General features: G+C 53.3%; 20 protein-coding genes and 2 tRNA genes. 8 read left to right on the plus strand and 14 right to left on the minus strand.

What is annotated here, in order from left to right:
• Window positions 1-32 precede the first annotated feature (32 nt).
• The 4 genes from KW828_RS02075 to csgB all read right to left on the minus strand — a co-directional run bounded on the left by KW828_RS02075 (window position 33) and on the right by csgB (window position 1,823).
• Window positions 33-344 (minus strand): hypothetical protein, encoded by a 312-nt coding sequence (locus tag KW828_RS02075; RefSeq protein WP_218334773.1) that lies wholly within the window; start codon window positions 342-344, stop codon window positions 33-35.
• Between the two features lie 154 nt (window positions 345-498).
• Window positions 499-828, minus strand: coding sequence for a curli assembly chaperone CsgC (csgC, locus tag KW828_RS02080; protein WP_218334774.1), 330 nt, complete (start codon window positions 826-828; stop codon window positions 499-501).
• Between the two features lie 59 nt (window positions 829-887).
• On the minus strand, window positions 888-1,325 hold the full coding sequence (csgA, locus tag KW828_RS02085) for a curli major subunit CsgA (protein WP_218334775.1): 438 nt from the start codon (window positions 1,323-1,325) through the stop codon (window positions 888-890).
• 42 nt (window positions 1,326-1,367) lie between these two features.
• Window positions 1,368-1,823: a curli minor subunit CsgB gene (gene csgB / locus KW828_RS02090; protein ID WP_218334776.1), complete on the minus strand. Its 456-nt coding sequence runs from the start codon at window positions 1,821-1,823 to the stop codon at window positions 1,368-1,370.
• Between the two features lie 746 nt (window positions 1,824-2,569).
• On the opposite strand from csgB, the gene csgD reads away from it, so the two are divergent.
• From csgD to csgG, 4 genes are read left to right on the plus strand one after another with little or no spacing between them, the layout of a single operon-like run.
• The gene (gene csgD / locus KW828_RS02095) at window positions 2,570-3,220 is read left to right on the plus strand and encodes a biofilm master transcriptional regulator CsgD (RefSeq protein ID WP_218334777.1); all 651 of its coding nucleotides are present in this window, start codon (window positions 2,570-2,572) and stop codon (window positions 3,218-3,220) included.
• Window positions 3,221-3,224: 4 nt separating this feature from the next.
• Window positions 3,225-3,614 (plus strand): curli production assembly/transport protein CsgE, encoded by a 390-nt coding sequence (gene csgE, locus KW828_RS02100; RefSeq protein ID WP_218334778.1) that lies wholly within the window; start codon window positions 3,225-3,227, stop codon window positions 3,612-3,614.
• Between the two features lie 27 nt (window positions 3,615-3,641).
• Window positions 3,642-4,058, plus strand: a complete 417-nt coding sequence (gene csgF, locus KW828_RS02105) for a curli production assembly/transport protein CsgF (protein ID WP_218334779.1) — start codon at window positions 3,642-3,644, stop codon at window positions 4,056-4,058.
• A gap of 26 nt (window positions 4,059-4,084) precedes the next feature.
• Entirely contained in the window at window positions 4,085-4,918 is an 834-nt protein-coding gene (csgG, locus tag KW828_RS02110; RefSeq protein ID WP_088219693.1) for a curli production assembly/transport protein CsgG, read from the plus strand.
• Window positions 4,919-4,962: 44 nt separating this feature from the next.
• Here the strand turns inward: csgG and KW828_RS02115 are convergent, their stop codons facing one another.
• The 4 genes from KW828_RS02115 to ghrA form a co-directional block, all read right to left on the minus strand.
• Window positions 4,963-5,445, minus strand: coding sequence for a DUF1097 domain-containing protein (locus tag KW828_RS02115; RefSeq protein WP_218334780.1), 483 nt, complete (start codon window positions 5,443-5,445; stop codon window positions 4,963-4,965).
• Window positions 5,446-5,546: 101 nt separating this feature from the next.
• A complete protein-coding gene (locus KW828_RS02120; RefSeq protein ID WP_218334781.1) occupies window positions 5,547-6,101 on the minus strand; it encodes a molecular chaperone in 555 nt (184 codons plus the stop codon).
• Between the two features lie 21 nt (window positions 6,102-6,122).
• Window positions 6,123-6,860 carry a phosphatase gene (locus tag KW828_RS02125; RefSeq protein ID WP_218334782.1) on the minus strand — a complete coding sequence of 246 codons (738 nt, stop codon included), beginning with the start codon at window positions 6,858-6,860 and terminating at the stop codon, window positions 6,123-6,125.
• 83 nt (window positions 6,861-6,943) lie between these two features.
• On the minus strand, window positions 6,944-7,882 hold the full coding sequence (gene ghrA / locus KW828_RS02130) for a glyoxylate/hydroxypyruvate reductase GhrA (protein ID WP_218334783.1): 939 nt from the start codon (window positions 7,880-7,882) through the stop codon (window positions 6,944-6,946).
• Window positions 7,883-8,161: 279 nt separating this feature from the next.
• On the opposite strand from ghrA, the gene KW828_RS02135 reads away from it, so the two are divergent.
• Window positions 8,162-8,249, plus strand: a tRNA-Ser gene (locus KW828_RS02135).
• Between the two features lie 55 nt (window positions 8,250-8,304).
• Here KW828_RS02135 and KW828_RS02140 read toward each other — a convergent pair.
• Complete coding sequence (locus KW828_RS02140) at window positions 8,305-9,210, minus strand: LysR family transcriptional regulator (RefSeq protein WP_218334784.1); 906 nt, start codon at window positions 9,208-9,210, stop codon at window positions 8,305-8,307.
• A 111-nt stretch (window positions 9,211-9,321) separates the two neighbouring features.
• Between KW828_RS02140 and KW828_RS02145 the strand changes: the two genes are divergently transcribed.
• The 3 genes from KW828_RS02145 (at window position 9,322) to KW828_RS02155 (ending at window position 11,111) form a co-directional block, all read left to right on the plus strand.
• Window positions 9,322-10,188 carry a pirin family protein gene (locus KW828_RS02145; protein WP_218334785.1) on the plus strand — a complete coding sequence of 289 codons (867 nt, stop codon included), beginning with the start codon at window positions 9,322-9,324 and terminating at the stop codon, window positions 10,186-10,188.
• Between the two features lie 16 nt (window positions 10,189-10,204).
• Entirely contained in the window at window positions 10,205-10,882 is a 678-nt protein-coding gene (locus KW828_RS02150; RefSeq protein ID WP_218334786.1) for a hydrolase, read from the plus strand.
• Window positions 10,883-11,023: 141 nt separating this feature from the next.
• A tRNA-Ser gene (locus tag KW828_RS02155) sits at window positions 11,024-11,111 on the plus strand.
• A 108-nt stretch (window positions 11,112-11,219) separates the two neighbouring features.
• On the opposite strand, the gene phoH is transcribed toward KW828_RS02155, so the two are convergent.
• From phoH to putP, 5 genes are all read right to left on the minus strand, one after another.
• Complete coding sequence (gene phoH, locus KW828_RS02160) at window positions 11,220-12,008, minus strand: phosphate starvation-inducible protein PhoH (protein WP_176400569.1); 789 nt, start codon at window positions 12,006-12,008, stop codon at window positions 11,220-11,222.
• Window positions 12,009-12,555: 547 nt separating this feature from the next.
• Complete coding sequence (gene efeB, locus KW828_RS02165; RefSeq protein ID WP_218334787.1) at window positions 12,556-13,836, minus strand: iron uptake transporter deferrochelatase/peroxidase subunit; 1,281 nt, start codon at window positions 13,834-13,836, stop codon at window positions 12,556-12,558.
• Window positions 13,837-13,842: 6 nt separating this feature from the next.
• On the minus strand, window positions 13,843-14,970 hold the full coding sequence (gene efeO, locus KW828_RS02170) for an iron uptake system protein EfeO (RefSeq protein WP_218334788.1): 1,128 nt from the start codon (window positions 14,968-14,970) through the stop codon (window positions 13,843-13,845).
• 55 nt (window positions 14,971-15,025) lie between these two features.
• A complete protein-coding gene (efeU, locus tag KW828_RS02175; protein ID WP_218334789.1) occupies window positions 15,026-15,859 on the minus strand; it encodes an iron uptake transporter permease EfeU in 834 nt (277 codons plus the stop codon).
• A gap of 235 nt (window positions 15,860-16,094) precedes the next feature.
• On the minus strand, window positions 16,095-17,606 hold the full coding sequence (gene putP, locus KW828_RS02180) for a sodium/proline symporter PutP (RefSeq protein WP_218334790.1): 1,512 nt from the start codon (window positions 17,604-17,606) through the stop codon (window positions 16,095-16,097).
• Window positions 17,607-17,931: the final 325 nt, after the last annotated feature.

Here is a 17,931-nt window from a genome sequence, read left to right on the forward strand (position 1 = left end):
TGCACGGTTTACATGCATGGCGATAAAAGAGGCTATTGATAGGTAACGGTCAGAATGGCAGCGGTATGTTGCGGATTTACATAGCTCATTTTTACTTGTTCGATATTTTCAAACTGGCCTGAAGGACGCTCCAGTTTCCGTAACGACATCTGCCGGGTACGCACCTTTCCCTGGGTGTAACAGGACAGTTCAACATCATTGCCCAGCATTTTAACGCCGCAAGGCGATTCAACGATGGCACCGTGTATCTCAATCCTGCCGCCGGTAGCCGCACTAACCATGCCGCTACCGAGCGCGGAGATAATGCACAACCCGGTAAAAATTCTCTTGCCTCTGATCGCCATTTTTAATCCCCATTAGTCAGTCGTCCATGAGGTGATGAAATTCAGGCTTTACCGCGAGTGGTTAATAAAACAAGTTAAAATGATCGTTAATTGTTAAGAAAATTTACTATAAAACACAAATTATCACATCCTGAAAGCAATGCCTTGTTGTGGGTCACATTTTCTCTTCCGGGGACCACTCCCGCGACAGCTGCAAGTGAGACCCGTCGGCAATCGTCACGGTGATGTTTGCCGAATCCTGCGTGGAAATGTTCATGCTAATACGGGATAAAGAGGTTAATTGATTAGCGCTAAAATGGATGGTGCGGGTCTGCCGGGTCGTGCTCTTTCCGCTTTTACCGCTGCGTTCCGCGCTAATCTGCACCTGACAGACGCAGCTCTGCGTCAGCGTTACCTGCGGGGTGATCGTGTAGATCTCGCCATCCCGCACGGTATCAAAGGTGATCTGACTGGACAGCGCCGCCAATAATAAGAAGGGATGCATACTTTTCTCCCAATGAAAAAAAACAGGGCCGCAGCCCTGTTCTTTTACACAGCGAAAACTTAGTACTGGTTAGCCGTGGCGTTGTTGCCAAAACCAACCTGACGGACTTCCACCCAGGAGTTAGATGCAGTCTGGTTAACCAGCGCGCCGTTCAGCACCCCGTGCTGATTGACGTTGATGTCTGAGTCGCGGCTGTTCCACTGGTCAATAGTGGCATTGTTGCGTGATCCCGTCTGCGTCAGTTCGATGACGCTGTCATCCGAGCCCTGTCCAACATCAGCACCGTTGCCGCTGCCATTCTGGGTAATTGACAGGCTGGAATCACGGGCGTTCGTTTGCAGTGCCAGCGCAGCGTTGGTGCTACCATACTGATAAATGCTCATTTCAGAATTCGGGCCGCTGTTGTGACCGCCGTGACCATACTGAGGAATAGAGCCTGCAAACGCACCGCCAGAAACTACGATCGCTGCTACAACTGCCACTTTGATAAATTTCATGGTAAACCCCCATCGGATTGATATGTATGCGTCTCAATGCTTTCAACGTTGGGTAACGCGAATAGTCATTTGCGACTGCCTCTGCACTACGACTGCTGTTTTTTGTGTTCCATATTGCGTAATATTCGCCCTGTTACCCGAGCCTTTCTGGATAATCATTGCGGTATTACCGTAAGCCCCTTGCGTAATAGACGCATCGTTGGAATTACCCGTTTGATCGACATACGCAAGGTTATAATTTCCTGACTGCTGTACCTGGGCCCGGTTATTTCCACCATCCTGTGAAACGACCGCCAGTAATTTGGATCCTTCCTGCGTTAGCTGAGCGCTGTTATTGTTACCCTGCTGACCGATAATGGCTGCTTTGTTATAAGAAGCCCTGCTCAGTTCATTCACAGCAAAGTTATATTCTGAGGCTGCCAGATCGTAACTCGCTGCTAAGGTAATTCCAGGCGCACCCAACATTGCCAACACCATAAATAACAGTCTGTTTTTCATGCTGTCACCTGGACCTGATTATCTTGCATAATTAATGTCTGCCGGGGTCGTTAACTTATTACAATACTTGTTAACGCCTCGTAACAGTGGAGAGTATGTCTGGAGAAATTTCTTAAATATCTCACCTGTGATTCGTATTTTTTAAAAAATACTCACCTCAAAGTATGAGACGTATAAAAAACATTGTCAGGTGCATTGGGTGGCTGTCACAGTTATTGCTAAAGGATAATACCTTTATCGTACCAAAAGGCTATTTACACCCTTTAGGCTGAAACGTAAGCCGATCGTAAAGCACATATTTCGAAAAATTGTCACCAGCACACTTTTTTTCTTCACCAAATCGAGGCATTAAAAAATGAAAATGGTCATTTTATATTATTGCGCATCTATTTTTTAACATATTTAATATATCGACTTATATATCAAAAAGTTAGAGGAGGTTTGTTGCTCAACAAATTTGATACACACGTATTAACTTGTACAACTTAACCATTAAAATCAAACTACAAGTCACAGATAAAAACACATAATTTAATTTAATTTTACATTCGCTTACATGTTTAACACTTGATTTAAGGTTAGTAATGACTAGATTGAAATCAGCAGTATGTTTTCACTTTGTTAATTTCACCCATTGCGGGTTTATTATTTTTCTACACACAGCAGTTCAACATCTGTCAGTACTTCTGGGTCACCATATTGTTATGGCGATAGACGGCGGATGTACCTAAAAGCGGAGTTTAATCATGTTTAATGAAGTCCAGAGTTTACATGGTCAGTCTATCCTGTTGATCACGAAACCCTCATTACAGGCTACAGCTTTATTACAACATTTAAAAAACTCCCTGGCAGTTACAGGGAAACTCCATAATATTCAACGATCTCTGGATGATATTAATCCTGGTAGTGTGATCTTATTTGATATGATGGAAGCGGATAAAAAACTTATCCAGTACTGGCAGGAAAATTTAAGTCGCAAAAACAATAGCATAAAATTGTTGTTACTGAATACCCCCGATGAATACCCTTTCCGCGACATTGAAAACTGGCCTCATATCAATGGGGTTTTTTATGTGACTGAAGATGAATCGCATGTGGTTGACGGCCTGCAAAGCGTCCAACGCGGCGAATGTTACTTCTCACAAAAACTGGCCAGCTACCTCATTACCCACTCGGGTAACTATCGCTATAACAGCGCTGAGTCCGCTCTGCTCACCCACCGTGAGAAAGAGATCCTCAATAAGCTGCGCATCGGCGCCTCGAATATTGAGATCGCCCGCGCCCTGTTTATCAGCGAAAACACGGTTAAAACCCATCTGTATAACTTGTTTAAAAAGATCTCGGTAAAAAATCGCACGCAGGCGGTGTCCTGGGCTAACGATAACCTCAGGCGTTAGCATCATGAAACCTTACATAGCCTGGCTTGCAGCCGCAGAGCTTCTGCTGGCTTCCGGGAACCTGCACGCCGTTGAAGTGGAAGTGCCGGGATTGCTGACCGACCATACGGTGTCATCGGTGGGACACGATTTCTATCGTGCATTTAGCGATAAATGGGAAAGCAGTTATACGGGGAATTTAACCATTAATGAACGCCCAAGTGCGCGCTGGGGCAGCTGGATCACTATTACGGTTAATCAGGATCTGGTTTTTCAGACCTTTTTATTTCCGACCAAACGCGATTTCGACAACAACGTCAATATCGCGATAGCGCAAACCGAAGAAGCACTGGAACGCCGGCAAATTGATCAGGTTTTGCTCAGTACCGGCGATCTCGCACAAGACGAATTCTAAAACACAATAATCTTTCCGGAGGCTGTTATGCGTATCGCCTGTGCCGTTGTCACGCTTATGCTTATTTCCCCGCAAACCTGGGCGGGAAATATGACGTTTCAGTTTCGAAATCCTAATTTTGGAGGAAATCCAAATAATGGCGCTTTTTTACTGAATAGCGCCCAGGCGCAAAATTCTTATAAGGATCCCAGCTACAAAGACGACTTTGGTATTGAAGCCCCGTCAGCGCTGGATAATTTTACCCAGGCTATTCAGTCGCAGCTGTTAGGGGGATTGCTGACCAATATTAATACCGGGAAACCGGGGCGCATGGTCACCGCCGATTTTATTGTTGATATTGCCAATAAAGATGGTCAATTACAGCTGAACGTTACCGACCGCAAAACAGGCAAAACATCGACTATTCAGGTTTCAGGTTTGCAAACCAATTCGACCGACTTTTAACACACAGCTACTACAGGACACTCATTATGCAGCGCTTACTTATTCTACTGGCGGTGTGTTTACTTAGCGGATGCTTAACCGCCCCGCCGAAAGAAGCGGCCAAACCGACCCTGATGCCGAGGGCGCAAAGCTTTCGCGATTTAACGCATTTGCCACCGCCCGCCGGCAAAGTTTTTGTTTCGGTATATAACATCCAGGATGAAACCGGGCAGTTTAAAGCCTATCCGGCGAGTAACTTCTCCACGGCGGTGCCGCAAAGCGCCACGGCGATGCTGGTGACGGCACTGAAAGATTCCCGCTGGTTTGTGCCGCTGGAGCGTCAGGGGCTGCAAAACCTGCTTAACGAACGCAAAATCATCCGCGCAGCCCAGGAAAACGGCACGGTCGCGATGAATAACCGCGTTCCGTTGCAGTCGCTGACCGCGGCAAACGTCATGATCGAAGGCTCCATCATTGGCTATGAAAGCAATGTGAAATCGGGCGGCGTGGGGGCGCGGTACTTCGGGATTGGCGGCGATACGCAATACCAGCTCGATCAGGTGGCGGTAAACCTGCGTGTGGTCAACGTCAGCACTGGCGAGATCCTTTCATCGGTTAACACCAGCAAAACCATTTTGTCTTATGAAGTGCAGGCAGGCGTTTTCCGCTTCATTGATTACCAGCGTTTACTGGAAGGGGAAATTGGTTACACCGCCAATGAACCGGTGATGCTGTGTCTGATGTCAGCCATTGAAACCGGCGTGATCTTCCTCATCAATGATGGTATCGATCGCGGGCTGTGGGATTTGCAAAGCCCTGGTGAAGTGAAAAATGCGGTGCTGCAGAAATACCGGCAGATGGCCGTGCCACCTGAGTCCTGATAATAATAATGTGCGCGGGCGTGGCGGCTTTCGTCACGCCTTTTTTATTCCGCCGTCACGGTATTCTGCCGCTGCTTTTCCCGCCGCATCGCCAGCCACAGTCCACTGTTTTTCATCGCGAAACCAAACAGCAAGCCGACCATTAACGACGGCAATACTAAACGCCAGTCGCCCTGCCCTGCAAACGTCGCGCAGGCGCCAATGAAGGTGCCAGGGACAAATGACAGCAGCACATTTTTTGCCTGTATACACATCAGAAAGGCCACCACACCGGTGATCGCATAGCCGGCGATGGTCAGCTGCGGCAGCATGGCGCTGCTGTGAATGATCAGCAGCGCCCATGCGACACCGCTTAACAGCGTGCACAGGCTGATCACTAAACCTTTTAGTCCACCCTGTGGACAGGCGAAATAGGCCGTCGAGCCGAGAAAACCCGCCCAGCTTAACAGCCCCAGAGAGACAGCCACCCAGCCCCAAAGTGCAGAGAGAATGCCGGTGGTGAGTGCGATTGAAAAGAGTATGTTCATGGCGCGCATCTTAGCAGATACGCGCCTGCGGGATGAGATCTCACGCACGTTATTTGTAATAACGAATCACTCGTTACATTAAATAAGTGATGATGATCACATTATTCTGCGGTATCGTCCTGCAAATCGTCCCACATCGCTGCCAGCGCATCGCGCGTCAGAGAGGCCATGGTACGCCAGAACGCCGTAGTGGCATGGGCTTCAACCTTACCGAGGAACGTCCCGCACCACGGCAGGAGGTATTCACCAAACAGGGTTTCCAGCGCTTCGCTCTCGTCCTCGCCCGCGTTATCTTCCAGCCAGGATGCCGCCAGCAGCAGCAGGCCAAAATGATCGGCAGGCGCGTCGGTTAACGGCATACCGCGCGCGGTTAAAAACGCCCTGACATCCGCCTCTGTTGCCCCCTCTGCCCATGCGCTGCGGTACGGCGACACCTTGCAGTCGTCGCCAGTAAACAGCGCCTCGTAGTCTGCCGTCAGCGCGGGCAGATCCGCGCTGGCCTGTAAGCGCGCCAGCAGTTCGTCCTGCTCCAGCGGCCAGTTCTCTGCCAGCTTGCCCTCGCGGATCAGCGTGTAGAGCGGGGCCAGCACCGGATCCTGCGGCTGACGATAGTATAGCGAGCCCAGCATACGGCAGAGGATTGAAAACTCATTCATTAGTTGATTCCATAACAGACATTAAAATTCAGCAAATTCAGGGATCGGCGGCATGCCGCGCGATTCAAGGAAGTTCAGCAGACGGCGCGGGGAAACGTTAAGAATACGATCTTCCGGGAAGTTAACGTCATCCAGCACTTTACGGCATTCGGTAAAATCACCCAGCGAAAAGGCGGTGTGAGAATCAGATCCCAGCGCCACCCAGCCGCCCGCGTCACGCACGGCGGCGGCAATCGCCCGGCAGTTGGCTTCACTGCCTTTGCGGGAGTGAATAAACGAGGAGTTATTGATCTCGAGCGCCACCTGATAGTGGGCGGCAGCTTCCGCAACAGCCTTAATATCAACAGGATATTTTGGATTACCCGGATGGCTGATGATGTGCACATTGCCGCTGGCCATGGTGGCAATCATCGCTTCGGTATGGGTCGCCTGATCCTGCGGGGCAAAGACCGGCTCATGAAAACCGGCGATGATCAGATCGAGCGCGGGGAGCATCGGCCCGGTGCAGTCGATCTCCCCGGCGGTATTTTTGATATTGGCTTCGATACCGCGCAGGATCCCGACGCCCTCCACCACGCGCGGCCAGATACGCATATTGACAAAGTGCCAGTAGTGCGGGGCATCCGCCATATCAGGGCCGTGATCGGTAATAGCAAAAAGCTTCAGGCCTTTACTTTTGGCGATGGCGATATAGTCATGAAGCGTGCTATAGGCGTGGGTGCTGGCGACGGTGTGCATGTGCAGGTCAACGGGATACATGAAACTCTCCTCTGGTGATTTCCGCAAGGATAGCAAATATCGCCCGCCTTTATAATGAAAACCCGGCCATGGCCGGGCGATCCTCAGTATCCGCGTACCCGATCCACCTGACCGGAGACCGGCTGGCCTGCCTCGAGCTGCTCAATGGTCCAGGCAACAGAGGCAATGGCTTCCAGCGGGCGCGTCACCGCGGCAATGTGCGGAGTCATTGCCACACGGGGATGTGCCCACAGGGGGCTGGTTTCCGGCAGCGGCTCCTGACTAAAGACATCCAGCATCGCCGCCTTCAGCTTGCCGCTGTCGAGCGCCTGGATGAGATCGGCTTCCACCACATGCGCACCGCGCGCCAGATTCAGGAAATAGCTGTTGTCGGCGAGCTGGTTAAGCAACGCGAGATTAATGATGCCCTCGGTTTCCGCAGTATGCGGCAGCAGGTTGATCAGCACGCGCGTGCCGCGTAAAAACTCGGCGCGTTCCGCATCACCGGCAAAGCTGGCGACGCCCGGCCACGTTTTACGGCTGCGGCTCCAGCAGCGCAGCGGGAAGCCCCACTCTTGCAGGCTTTCCGCCACTTTCGCCCCCAGCACGCCCGCGCCAAGCACGCCGACGGTAAAGTCTTCGCGCTTATACTCTTCCAGCGGCTGCCATTTTGCCTGCTGTTTCAGCGCCTGATAATCATCAAAGCGGCGGAACCAGTGCAGCACCTGGCTTGTGGCATACTCCTGCATTTGCAGCCCCATGCCGGTATCTTCCAGCCGAAACAGCGGCACCGACGGCAACAGCATTTCCGGATGCGCTTTCAGTTTACTGAGAATGGCATCGACGCCGGCCCCCAGCGAGAACACGCCTTTCAGTTCCCGCCCTTGCAGCATTTCGACGGGAGGATGCCAGACCAGCGCGTAATCGGCAGGCGCATCATCACCCGGTTTCCACTCACGGATACGCGCCTGTGGCAGTACGCGTTTGAGTTCGGTCAACCAGTATTGGGTATCAAAGGTCGGATGCCAGAACAGAATATCCATATCGACTCCAGAAGTTATTGCGCTGTTTTCGTTGAGCGCGGAAATGACAGCCAGCGCATGGCGCTTTTTCGATGCGATTTATCAGGTTAGCAGCTTACCAAATTTATTCCTCTTCGCGTGGCTCTCTGCGCTGCCGATAAAAAAATCAATTCCAGCGCGATTAAGAAGCAGGTTGCTGGAAGTTTGTCTAAACGCGCTACTTTATTGAAAAAGGTGATTGACGCTGCGTAAGGATTTCCCTACATTAGCGCCGTCCCAGCAACAACGGGATGACAATATGGTGAGGTGTCCGAGTGGCTGAAGGAGCACGCCTGGAAAGTGTGTATACGGCAACGTATCGAGGGTTCGAACCCCTCCCTCACCGCCATATTTTAAGAAGAGCTCGTACTGACGTACGGGCTTTTTTTTTGCATGTTACGCCCTCACTCCTCCACCAGACGTTCATACTCTTCCACCAGAAAATCCACCAGCGCGCGCACCGAAGGCAGAAGTCCTCGTCTTGAGGGATACACCGCATGGATCACTTCCCGACGCGGTTCCCACCCAGGCAGCACTTTCACCAGTTCGCCGGACGCCAGCTGGTCTTTCACCATCAGGATCGGCAGTTGCACCACGCCAACCCCCCCCACCGCTGCCTCGCGCAGTGCCAGCATATCGGTGGTAATAAACCGCGGCGTAAACTGAATTTCTGCTTTCGTGCCAGCCGGGCCACAAAGATCCCATTTATGGATCTGTTTACCCGCCCCCAGACTCAGGGCGGGCCAGTCGCTCAGGTCCGCCGGCATGAGCGGTTCACCCCGGCGCGCCACAAGCTCGGGGCTGGCGGCCAGACACTGCCCCCGATCCGCCAGCACCCGCAACACTAACTCGCTGTCGTTAAACGGCGCAGTGCGCACACGGATCGCCACATCCACGCCCTCACCGACCAGATCGACCCGCCGGTTGGTGGCTTCCAGATGAAGCTCAACGCCCGGATAACGCACCATAAAACGCGCCAGCATAGGCCCCACATGCACGTGTAACAGTGTGATTGGACAGGTGATCCTGACGGTGCCTCGCGGTTCAGCCTGCAACGCCGCTACCGCTTCCTGCGCCGCCTCTGCCTCTACCAGCATCGCTTTACAATGCCGGTAAAACGTCTGGCCCACCTCGGTCACGGTAAACTGCCGCGTCGTGCGCTGGATCAGACGCACGCCAAGCCGCTCTTCCAGCTGCGCAATGCGGCGACTCAGTTTAGATTTGGGCTGATCGTATGCCCGCCCCGCTGCCGCGAAACCGCCATGCTCCACCACTTTCACAAACCACGCGAAATCATTGAGATCCTGCATACGTTTCCTGTCGTTCCATTTTTGGAACAGTGAGTGTGATTTTTGCTATCTACCGCAATATTAGCCGCGATTCTAAGCTAATGCTTATCAACAGACTACCTGGAGAGGATCATGAAAAAGATCGTCGGCGTTTATCCCGCGCCTCAACAACACTGGGTCGGTGATGGTTTCCCGGTTCGCTCGCTGTTTTCCTACCCGACTCACGGCAAGTCACTCAGCCCTTTTTTGCTGCTGGACTACGCCGGACCCTGGACGTTCCCCTCGGATGGTCAGCAGCGCGGCGTGGGTGAGCATCCCCATCGTGGTTTTGAAACCGTCACTGTTGTCTATGCCGGTGAAGTGGAGCACAGCGACTCGACCGGCCAGGGCGGCGTGATCGGCCCCGGTGATGTGCAGTGGATGACCGCAGGGTCTGGCATTTTGCACCAGGAGTTTCACTCTGCTCGCTTCGCCAGTCAGGGGGGAGAGCTGAAAATGATCCAGCTGTGGGTAAACCTGCCTGCAAAAGACAAAATGACCTCGCCCGGCTATCAGAGCCTCACGAAAAGCGCGATCCCGGTGATCACCCTCCCCAATAACGGCGGCATGCTGCGGGTCATTGCTGGTCGCTATGGTGAAATCTCAGGCCCGGCACACACCTTTTCGCCCCTGAACGTCTGGGATGTGTCGCTGCGTGAAGGCACAACGCTGGCGGTGGATCAGCCGGAAGGCTGGAGCACGGCGCTAGTGGTTGTGGAAGGCAGCGTTACCGTCAATGGGAGCGCGCAGGCCAGTGAAGCGCAGCTTGTCGTCCTCAGTCAGACCGGCAGTAAGGTGCATCTTACTGCCAGCAGCAATGCCAGCGTATTGCTGATGGCGGGCGAGCCATTAAACGAACCTATTGTGGGTTACGGTCCTTTTGTCATGAACACGAAAACTGAAATCACGGAAGCCGTTCGTGATTTTAACGCTGGCCGCTTCGGTCAGCCCAACGCGTAATAGTGAGGAGATCAAAATGTCTAATCCGGCAAATTTCAATGGCGCTCGTCCCGTCATTGATGCGAATGATGCGGTGATGTTGCTTATCGATCATCAGAGTGGGCTGTTCCAGACCGTCGGCGATATGCCAATGACTGAACTGCGCGCCAGGGCTACGGCGCTGGCAAAAATCGCCACGCTGGCAGAAATTCCGGTGATCACCACGGCATCCGTGCCCCAGGGGCCGAATGGTCCACTGATCCCGGAGATCCATGCCGCCGCGCCGCACGCGCAGTATGTGGCGCGCAAAGGCGAAATTAATGCCTGGGACAACCCGGACTTTGTGGCAGCGGTAAAAGCCACCGGGCGAAAAACGTTGATCATCGCGGGCACCATCACCAGCGTCTGCATGGCGTTTCCGTCTATCAGCGCTGTGGCCGAGGGTTATAAAGTCTTTGCGGTCATTGACGCCTCCGGCACTTACAGCAAGATGGCGCAGGAAATTACCCTGGCGCGTATTGTGCAGGCAGGGGTGGTGCCTATGGATACGGCGGCGGTCGCGTCAGAAATTCAGGGCAGCTGGAACCGTAACGACGCCGCCCAGTGGGCGGAGGTGTATACCCTCATCTTCCCGGCTTATCAGTTACTGATGGAAAGCTACAGCAAGGCGCAGGAGGTCGTTAAAAATAACGACATTCTCGATTCGCAACGCTAAGCGCCGCTCAGGGGCAAACGGTGGGAGATGCCTGTTCCTTAACCAGTCACACGCCAAAGCAGAAAATCTGCTTGACCGATGTAGCCTGACTCCCTATAGTAGCGCCCCGTTGCCCCCTGCGGGACGGTAGCGAAACAATACGGTGAGGTGTCCGAGTGGCTGAAGGAGCACGCCTGGAAAGTGTGTATACGGCAACGTATCGAGGGTTCGAACCCCTCTCTCACCGCCACATATAAAGAAGAGCTCGTACTGATGTACGGGCTTTTTTTTCGTCCTGATTTTGCCTCACAAAAAGCAAAGCCCGGTAATTCCGGGCTTTGTCATCAATAGTGGCGTGTCAGTAATACGCTTTCAGGGTGCGCTGGCAGAGGGCCGAGCGAACGCAATCGTCGGTCGTAAAGCGAACGATACCGACCATTTCATCTTCCTCAAAACGTGCCAGCGCGTCGCTCAGGCCGGACTTAACGCCCGACGGCAAATCACACTGGGTAATATCACCGTTAACGATGACGGTCACGTTTTCCCCGAGGCGCGTCAAAAACATTTTCATTTGCGCAGCGGTCACGTTCTGAGCCTCGTCAAGAATGACGACCGCATTTTCAAATGTACGTCCGCGCATATAGGCGAACGGCGCGATTTCCACCTTGCCAATTTCGGGTCGCAGGCAGTATTGCATAAAGGACGCTCCCAGGCGTTTGACCAGCACATCGTAGACTGGCCGGAAGTAAGGAGCGAACTTCTCCGAGATGTCGCCGGGTAAGAAGCCAAGATCTTCATCAGCTTGCAGGACCGGTCGGGTGACGATAATCCTCTCCACATCCTTATGAATGAGGGCCTCCGCCGCTTTCGCTGCGCTAATCCAGGTTTTTCCGCAACCGGCTTCTCCGGTTGCGAAAATAAGGGATTTACTCTCAATAGCATTCAGGTAGTGCGCCTGAGCTTCATTGCGCGCGGCAATTGGTGAATTATCACGGCAGTCCCGGGCCATGCCAATTGATTCTACGCCACTCATCTGCACAAGCGAGGTGACCGATTCTTCTTCACGCTGTTTATGACTGCGCGAATCCCGTCTCAGCACACGTTTTGCTTCACGACGAGCTTTGATCACTGCTTTTTGTCTTCCCATGGATAGCACCTTGAGTTGTTGGTTTACATCACACGCGTCGACTGCGACGCGATTATGCGCACGAACGTCTGAGGTTTGGCTTCCTTTTAAGCCATCATTGCTTGCTTTTGGAGATGACGCCGCAGAACGACCAGATAAGACATCTGCCGCATCGGATACATCAGGGATTTCGGAAGGGGTGGAAAACAGCGCGGTGAGAAAGTCATTGCCGGTAGAGGTACTACCGCACCGGGATTTGCGGGATGATTTACTGCTATGTCCGGTACAGGACCTTACCATTCGCGATCTCCATAGTGAAACAACCTATCACTGCCGGGAACACTGTCTGCTGTCACTACACTTTAATTTAGCATAGCTGCAACATTGCAATTACTTATTTATAACCAAAAACGCGCCTTTTGTTACAGAGAGCATCTGACATTTATATTACAGAAATATAACAATGAGTTGCTCATACAAAAAAATGATGGCGAGTGCGGCAAAAAATTGTGAACAAATACAACAAAGCGGGGAAAACACCCTGCCATGATCGACAGGGTGAGCGGGATCAGGCTTCCAGTAACGCCTGCGCCAGATAATGATCCGCGTCTGGCACGCCCGGCAACGCGAAGAAATAACCGCCGCCGATGGGCTTGATGTACTCCTCCAGCGCTTCACCGTTGAGTCGCTTCTGCACCGTCAGGAATCCCTTTTCTAAATCATGCTGATAGCAGACAAACAGTAGCCCCATATCCAGCTGCCCGGAATGGGTGACCCCGAGTGAATAGCTGTAACCCCTGCGCATCATCAGGCTGGACTGGGTTTGCGGCGTGCGCGGATTCGCCAGCCGGATATGGCTGTCGAGGGCGATCACATCGCCATCCGGATCGCGGCTGTAATCCGGCACGTCGTGTTCGTGCTGCATACCCAGCGGCGCCCCGCTGTGCTTGTCACGACCAAAAATGGTCTGCTGCTCTTTCAGCGGCGTGCGATCCCAGAATTCCACATGGAATTGAATGATGCGCACCGCCTGATAGCTGCCGCCTGCGGTCCAGGCCGGTTCATCCTGACTGGCCTGGACCCATACTACGTCGTTCATCAGTGCCGCGTTTTTACTGTCCGGATTGGCGGTGCCGTCTTTAAAGCCCAGCAGATTAATCGGCGTTTCCTTGCCATGACTGCGCGCCGCATGGGCGGAAATAAAGCCTTCCCGTTTCCAGCGCACGCTGAGTAAATCCGGCGTGTATTTGATAATGTCACGCAGCGCGTGGATCACCGTGTCAGCGGTATTGGCGCAGATTTGCAGCAGCAGGTCGCCATGGCACAGCGCGGCATCCAGCGAGTCATTCGGAAACCGCGTCATTTTTTGCAGTTTGCGCGGCGCATGGGCGGCCAGCCCGAAACGCTCGTCGAACAGCGATTTGCCGAGCGAGACGGTAATGGTCAGATTATCTGGGGCGATAAATTCCCCGAGAATGCCGGAATCCGTCGGCGGCAGACGCGGGTTCGGCGTATCCGGTGCCGGTCCGCCGGTGGTCAGAAACGCGATGCGCTGCGTCAACAGACGGAATAACCGCTGCAAATCCGCTTTATCGCTCGCCAGCACGTCAAACGCCACCAGCATCATCGATGCCTGTTGCGGCGTCAGAATGCCCGCCTGATGCGCGCCATAAAACGGCTGCGTCTCCATGCGCGCATCGGGAGAAACCGTACCCGGCGCGCTCTGCGCTTTAGCCGCGTGAGCCGGACATCCGCCGGTCAGCGCCAGCGCGCCTCCCAGCGCGCCCATACTCTTCAATAACCGGCGGCGCGATGGCTCGCTGACGCCGTAATCATCATCGTGGTTCATTTTTGCTTAATCCAGACCCAGCACACCGCGCAGCTGCGCCAGATCTTCTGCCAGCGTGGTGATCGGGCCTTTCAGGGCATTACGATCGGCGTCGGTCAGTTTGTCATAGGTTTCGAAACCGTCTTTGGTACGGTATTTCGCCAGAATGGTATCGACCTTTTTAAAGTTCGCATCCACTTTAGTCAGCAGTTCGCTGTTGCCTTTTTGCAGTTGTGGACGCAGCAGGTCAACGATCTTCTGCGCGCCATCAATGTTGGCCTGGAAATCCCACAGGTCAGTGTGGCTGTAGCGATCTTCTTCACCGCTGATTTTGCTGGCGGCCACTTCTTCAATCAGGCCCGCTGCCCCACCCACCACTTTTGATGGCGGGAACGCCAGTTCACTGATGCGTTTTTGCAGTTCCAGCACGTCGCGGTTGAGCTGATCGGCATACTGCTCCATGCCTTTGGTGGTGTTGTCGCCAAACAGCGCTTTTTCCAGACGGTGGAAACCGGTGAATTTCGGATCGGCGGCTTTCTGCTCGTAGTCATCTTCGCGGGCATCGATGCTGCCATCCAGATCGGAGAACAGCTCGGCGATTGGCTCGATACGTTCGTAATGCTGACGGGTCGGCGCGTACAGAGATTTCGCTTTTTCGAGGTCACCGGCTTTTACAGCATCGGTGAAGGCTTTGGTGCCGGCAACCAGACCATCCATCTCTTTGGTGACGTAGGTTTTATAATCGGTGATCGCACCGCTCAGGCTGAGCAGGCTGTTGCCCTGCGCGGCATCGGCGGTAGCCTCGCCTTTGACGATAAGCTTGCCTTTCGGGTTGGTCAGCAGCCCACAGGTCATGTCGTATTCGCCGGGCTGTAAGTTGGCGGTCAGTTTCTGGCTAAAGCCAGGGGCGATGTTTTCGCGCTCTTCCACCACCATCACGCCTTTGAGGATCTCCCACTCCAGCGCTTTCTGGCTGTGGTTTAAGATCACAAACTGCGTTTTACCGGCGTTCACCGTGAGGGTCATCGGCTCACACTGCTTATCGTTAACCGTGACTTTTACCTGCGGGACATCCGCGGCCTGCGCTGCAAATGCGCAGGACAGCAGCGTTGCAATACCAGCCTGTAACGCTGTACGACGAAAATGAATTGCCATGACCTTTCCCTTAAATAGTATGTTGTAACTACGCGAGATAATTTTTAGTTAATGACTACGGTGCCATGCGCGATGGCTGCGTGCCGGTGCGCGGCGGCAGTGCAAACAGCACCAGCGCCGGGATCAGATAGATAAACCACACCGCCACTTCGCTGACGCTCGGCGCTTCCTGATAGCCAAAGATGCCTTCCAGCAGCGTCCCGAACAGCGTATGCGTGCTGAGCGTGTTGCTCATATCGAACGCCACGTCCTGGAAGTGATTCCACAGCCCGGCTTCATGAAACGCCCGGATGGCACCTGCCGACAGCCCGGCGGCCACCAGCAAGATAAACAGGCTGGTCCATTTGAAAAACGCCGCCATATTGAGACGAATACCGCCCCAGTAGAGTAAAAAGCCGAGCACCACCGCCGTGGCGAGTCCGGCCAGCGCGCCAATGGGCGGCCAGATGCCGACGTCCTGCTGGAACGCCGCCAGCAGGAAAAAGACCGATTCCAGCCCTTCACGCGCGACGGCAAAGAACACCATCATTACCAGCGCCCAACCGTGGCGGTTCCCCTTCTGCAAGGCGGCATCCACCGCCTGCTCCAGCTGCACCTTGACGTTGCGCGACACTTTACGCATCCAGAACACCATCCAGGTGAGGATCACCACGGCGATCACCGCGACAATACCTTCGAACAGCTCCTGCTCTTTTTGCGGAAATTCACCGGTGGTTTCGTTGATGACGATGCCGAGCGCCAGGCATAGCGCGGCGGCGAGGAATACGCCGATCCACATCACGCCAAACCAGCGTGCGCGTTGGGTACGTTTCAGGTAGCTGGCGATCAGGCTGACAATCAGCGCGGCTTCAAGTCCTTCGCGTAACATAATGAGAAATGGGACAAACATGTAAAAACCCTTAAACGTTATTGACTGTCAACTGATGCAAAGAAAGGTAAAACTTCAATGATAGTGATTATCATTACGCCAAGAAGAAAGACAAGTAAAATCTGATTTGAATAATCACATAATGTAAATGCTTAGCGGGGTAAGGGTCGGGAAAGCAGAAAGAGACGTGCAGCAAAGAAGAACATGCCCGGCACGTTTGCGCGCCGGGCAGTGATTAATGACTCACCATTAACGACTACAGAATGTCCTGCGTGGGTGCGCCAGGTTTAGAGTGGTAGTGTGCATCCGCTTGCGCAAAACGTTGCTGCATGCTCGCCGAAGGCGCTTTGCCCAGCAGGCTGAACACCACGATCCCGATACTGCCGAAAATGAAGCCCGGAATGATTTCATACAGGCCGAACAGTTCGAAGTGTTTCCAGACAATGACCGTAACGGCACCAATCACCATACCGGCCAGCGCGCCGTTGCGGGTCATGCGTGACCAGAGCACCGAGAACAGCACTACCGGACCAAAAGCGGCACCGAAGCCTGCCCAGGCATAGCTCACCAGACCCAGCACACGGTTTTCCGGATTTGCCGCCAGTGCAATGGCCACCAGCGCCACCACCAGCACCATCACGCGACCAACCCACACCAGTTCGGTCTGGCTGGCGTTTTTACGCAGAAACGCTTTGTAGAGATCTTCCGTAATGGCGCTGGAGCACACCAGCAGCTGACAGCTCAGGGTGGACATCACCGCCGCCAGAATAGCCGACAGCAGAATACCGGCGATCCACGGGTTAAACAGGATCTGCGCCAGTTCAATAAACACGCGCTCGGCGTTCTGGTTCACCGCGCCCGCCAGCGACGGATTGTTATTGAAATAGGCAATGCCGAAGAAGCCGACGGCAACGGCACCGGCGAGACAGAAGATCATCCACGCCATGCTGATACGGCGCGCATGCACGATAGTGTGATGGGAATCAGCCGCCATAAAACGCGCCAGAATGTGCGGCTGTCCGAAGTAGCCGAGGCCCCAGCCCATCAGCGAGATGATCGCCACCAGGTTCAGCCCTTTCAGCATGTCGACGTTTTCAATGCTTTTTTGCTTGATCACTTCCAGCGAGTCGCCAAACCCCCCCACGGAAATAATCACAATCACCGGCGTGAGGATCAGCGCGAAAATCATCAGGCTCGCCTGCACGGTATCGGTCCAGCTTACCGCCAGGAAACCGCCGATAAAGGTGTAGATAATGGTCGCCGCGGCCCCCGCCCAGAGTGCGGTTTCATAGCTCATGCCGAAGGTGCTTTCAAACAGACGCGCCCCTGCCACGATGCCCGATGCACAATAGATGGTGAAAAACAGCAGGATCACCAGCGCGGAGATAATACGCAAAACCCGGCTTTTATCTTCAAAACGACCGGTAAAATAATCCGGCAGCGTCAGGGCATTATTATTAACTTCGGTATGCACGCGCAGACGCCCGGCCACCAGTTTCCAGTTAATCCACGCGCCCAGCGTCAGGCCAATGGCGATCCAGCTTTCGGAAATACCGGAAATAAATATCGCCCCCGGCAGACCCATCAGCAGCCAGCCGCTCATATCGGAAGCGCCTGCGGAAAGTGCGGTCACGAACGGGCCAAGACTACGACCACCCAGAATATAATCATCAAAGTTTTTGGTTGAACGCCAGGCGACAAATCCGATCAGGATCATGCCAAAGATATAAATAAGAAACGTCACCATCATTGGTGTGCTAACTGCCATAAAAAGATCTCCAGATTTATTCGTCGGCAACTAAAACCTTTGCCGCATGCACCTTTACCGGAACGTAGTAAAAGCGTCATTGTTATTTGAGGCGACCGTATCCTGCCGGAAGCGTTACTGAACCACAATCGATTTAACACGCCATTCACATGGAATTCATCCCTGTTTTTTGCATTTTTATTGCCAGGTTGCACTCGCTCACGCTTTTAAAGGTTGCACCTTAAAAAAGTGTTAAGCACCGCATGGTTTCAGGTAATGGAATGCAATAACCCCCCCAGAATAGCGTTACACCGCATTAACAATTACCCGCTTTATTAGCTTGCAG

Origin of the sequence: Enterobacter sp. ENT03 (assembly GCF_019218745.1) — a bacterium.
Lineage (GTDB): Bacteria > Pseudomonadota > Gammaproteobacteria > Enterobacterales > Enterobacteriaceae > Enterobacter_D.

What these genes read in the sequence shown, in the direction of transcription:
- KW828_RS02075 (WP_218334773.1), bottom strand. Translation starts at nt 344, where the DNA reads ATGGCGATCAGAGGCAAGAGAATTTTTACCGGGTTGTGCATTATCTCC.
- csgC (WP_218334774.1), bottom strand. Translation starts at nt 828, where the DNA reads ATGCATCCCTTCTTATTATTGGCGGCGCTGTCCAGTCAGATCACCTTT.
- csgA (WP_218334775.1), bottom strand. Translation starts at nt 1,325, where the DNA reads ATGAAATTTATCAAAGTGGCAGTTGTAGCAGCGATCGTAGTTTCTGGC.
- csgB (WP_218334776.1), bottom strand. Translation starts at nt 1,823, where the DNA reads ATGAAAAACAGACTGTTATTTATGGTGTTGGCAATGTTGGGTGCGCCT.
- csgD (WP_218334777.1), top strand. Translation starts at nt 2,570, where the DNA reads ATGTTTAATGAAGTCCAGAGTTTACATGGTCAGTCTATCCTGTTGATC.
- csgE (WP_218334778.1), top strand. Translation starts at nt 3,225, where the DNA reads ATGAAACCTTACATAGCCTGGCTTGCAGCCGCAGAGCTTCTGCTGGCT.
- csgF (WP_218334779.1), top strand. Translation starts at nt 3,642, where the DNA reads ATGCGTATCGCCTGTGCCGTTGTCACGCTTATGCTTATTTCCCCGCAA.
- csgG (WP_088219693.1), top strand. Translation starts at nt 4,085, where the DNA reads ATGCAGCGCTTACTTATTCTACTGGCGGTGTGTTTACTTAGCGGATGC.
- KW828_RS02115 (WP_218334780.1), bottom strand. Translation starts at nt 5,445, where the DNA reads ATGAACATACTCTTTTCAATCGCACTCACCACCGGCATTCTCTCTGCA.
- KW828_RS02120 (WP_218334781.1), bottom strand. Translation starts at nt 6,101, where the DNA reads ATGAATGAGTTTTCAATCCTCTGCCGTATGCTGGGCTCGCTATACTAT.
- KW828_RS02125 (WP_218334782.1), bottom strand. Translation starts at nt 6,860, where the DNA reads ATGTATCCCGTTGACCTGCACATGCACACCGTCGCCAGCACCCACGCC.
- ghrA (WP_218334783.1), bottom strand. Translation starts at nt 7,882, where the DNA reads ATGGATATTCTGTTCTGGCATCCGACCTTTGATACCCAATACTGGTTG.
- KW828_RS02140 (WP_218334784.1), bottom strand. Translation starts at nt 9,210, where the DNA reads ATGCAGGATCTCAATGATTTCGCGTGGTTTGTGAAAGTGGTGGAGCAT.
- KW828_RS02145 (WP_218334785.1), top strand. Translation starts at nt 9,322, where the DNA reads ATGAAAAAGATCGTCGGCGTTTATCCCGCGCCTCAACAACACTGGGTC.
- KW828_RS02150 (WP_218334786.1), top strand. Translation starts at nt 10,205, where the DNA reads ATGTCTAATCCGGCAAATTTCAATGGCGCTCGTCCCGTCATTGATGCG.
- phoH (WP_176400569.1), bottom strand. Translation starts at nt 12,008, where the DNA reads ATGGGAAGACAAAAAGCAGTGATCAAAGCTCGTCGTGAAGCAAAACGT.
- efeB (WP_218334787.1), bottom strand. Translation starts at nt 13,836, where the DNA reads ATGAACCACGATGATGATTACGGCGTCAGCGAGCCATCGCGCCGCCGG.
- efeO (WP_218334788.1), bottom strand. Translation starts at nt 14,970, where the DNA reads ATGGCAATTCATTTTCGTCGTACAGCGTTACAGGCTGGTATTGCAACG.
- efeU (WP_218334789.1), bottom strand. Translation starts at nt 15,859, where the DNA reads ATGTTTGTCCCATTTCTCATTATGTTACGCGAAGGACTTGAAGCCGCG.
- putP (WP_218334790.1), bottom strand. Translation starts at nt 17,606, where the DNA reads ATGGCAGTTAGCACACCAATGATGGTGACGTTTCTTATTTATATCTTT.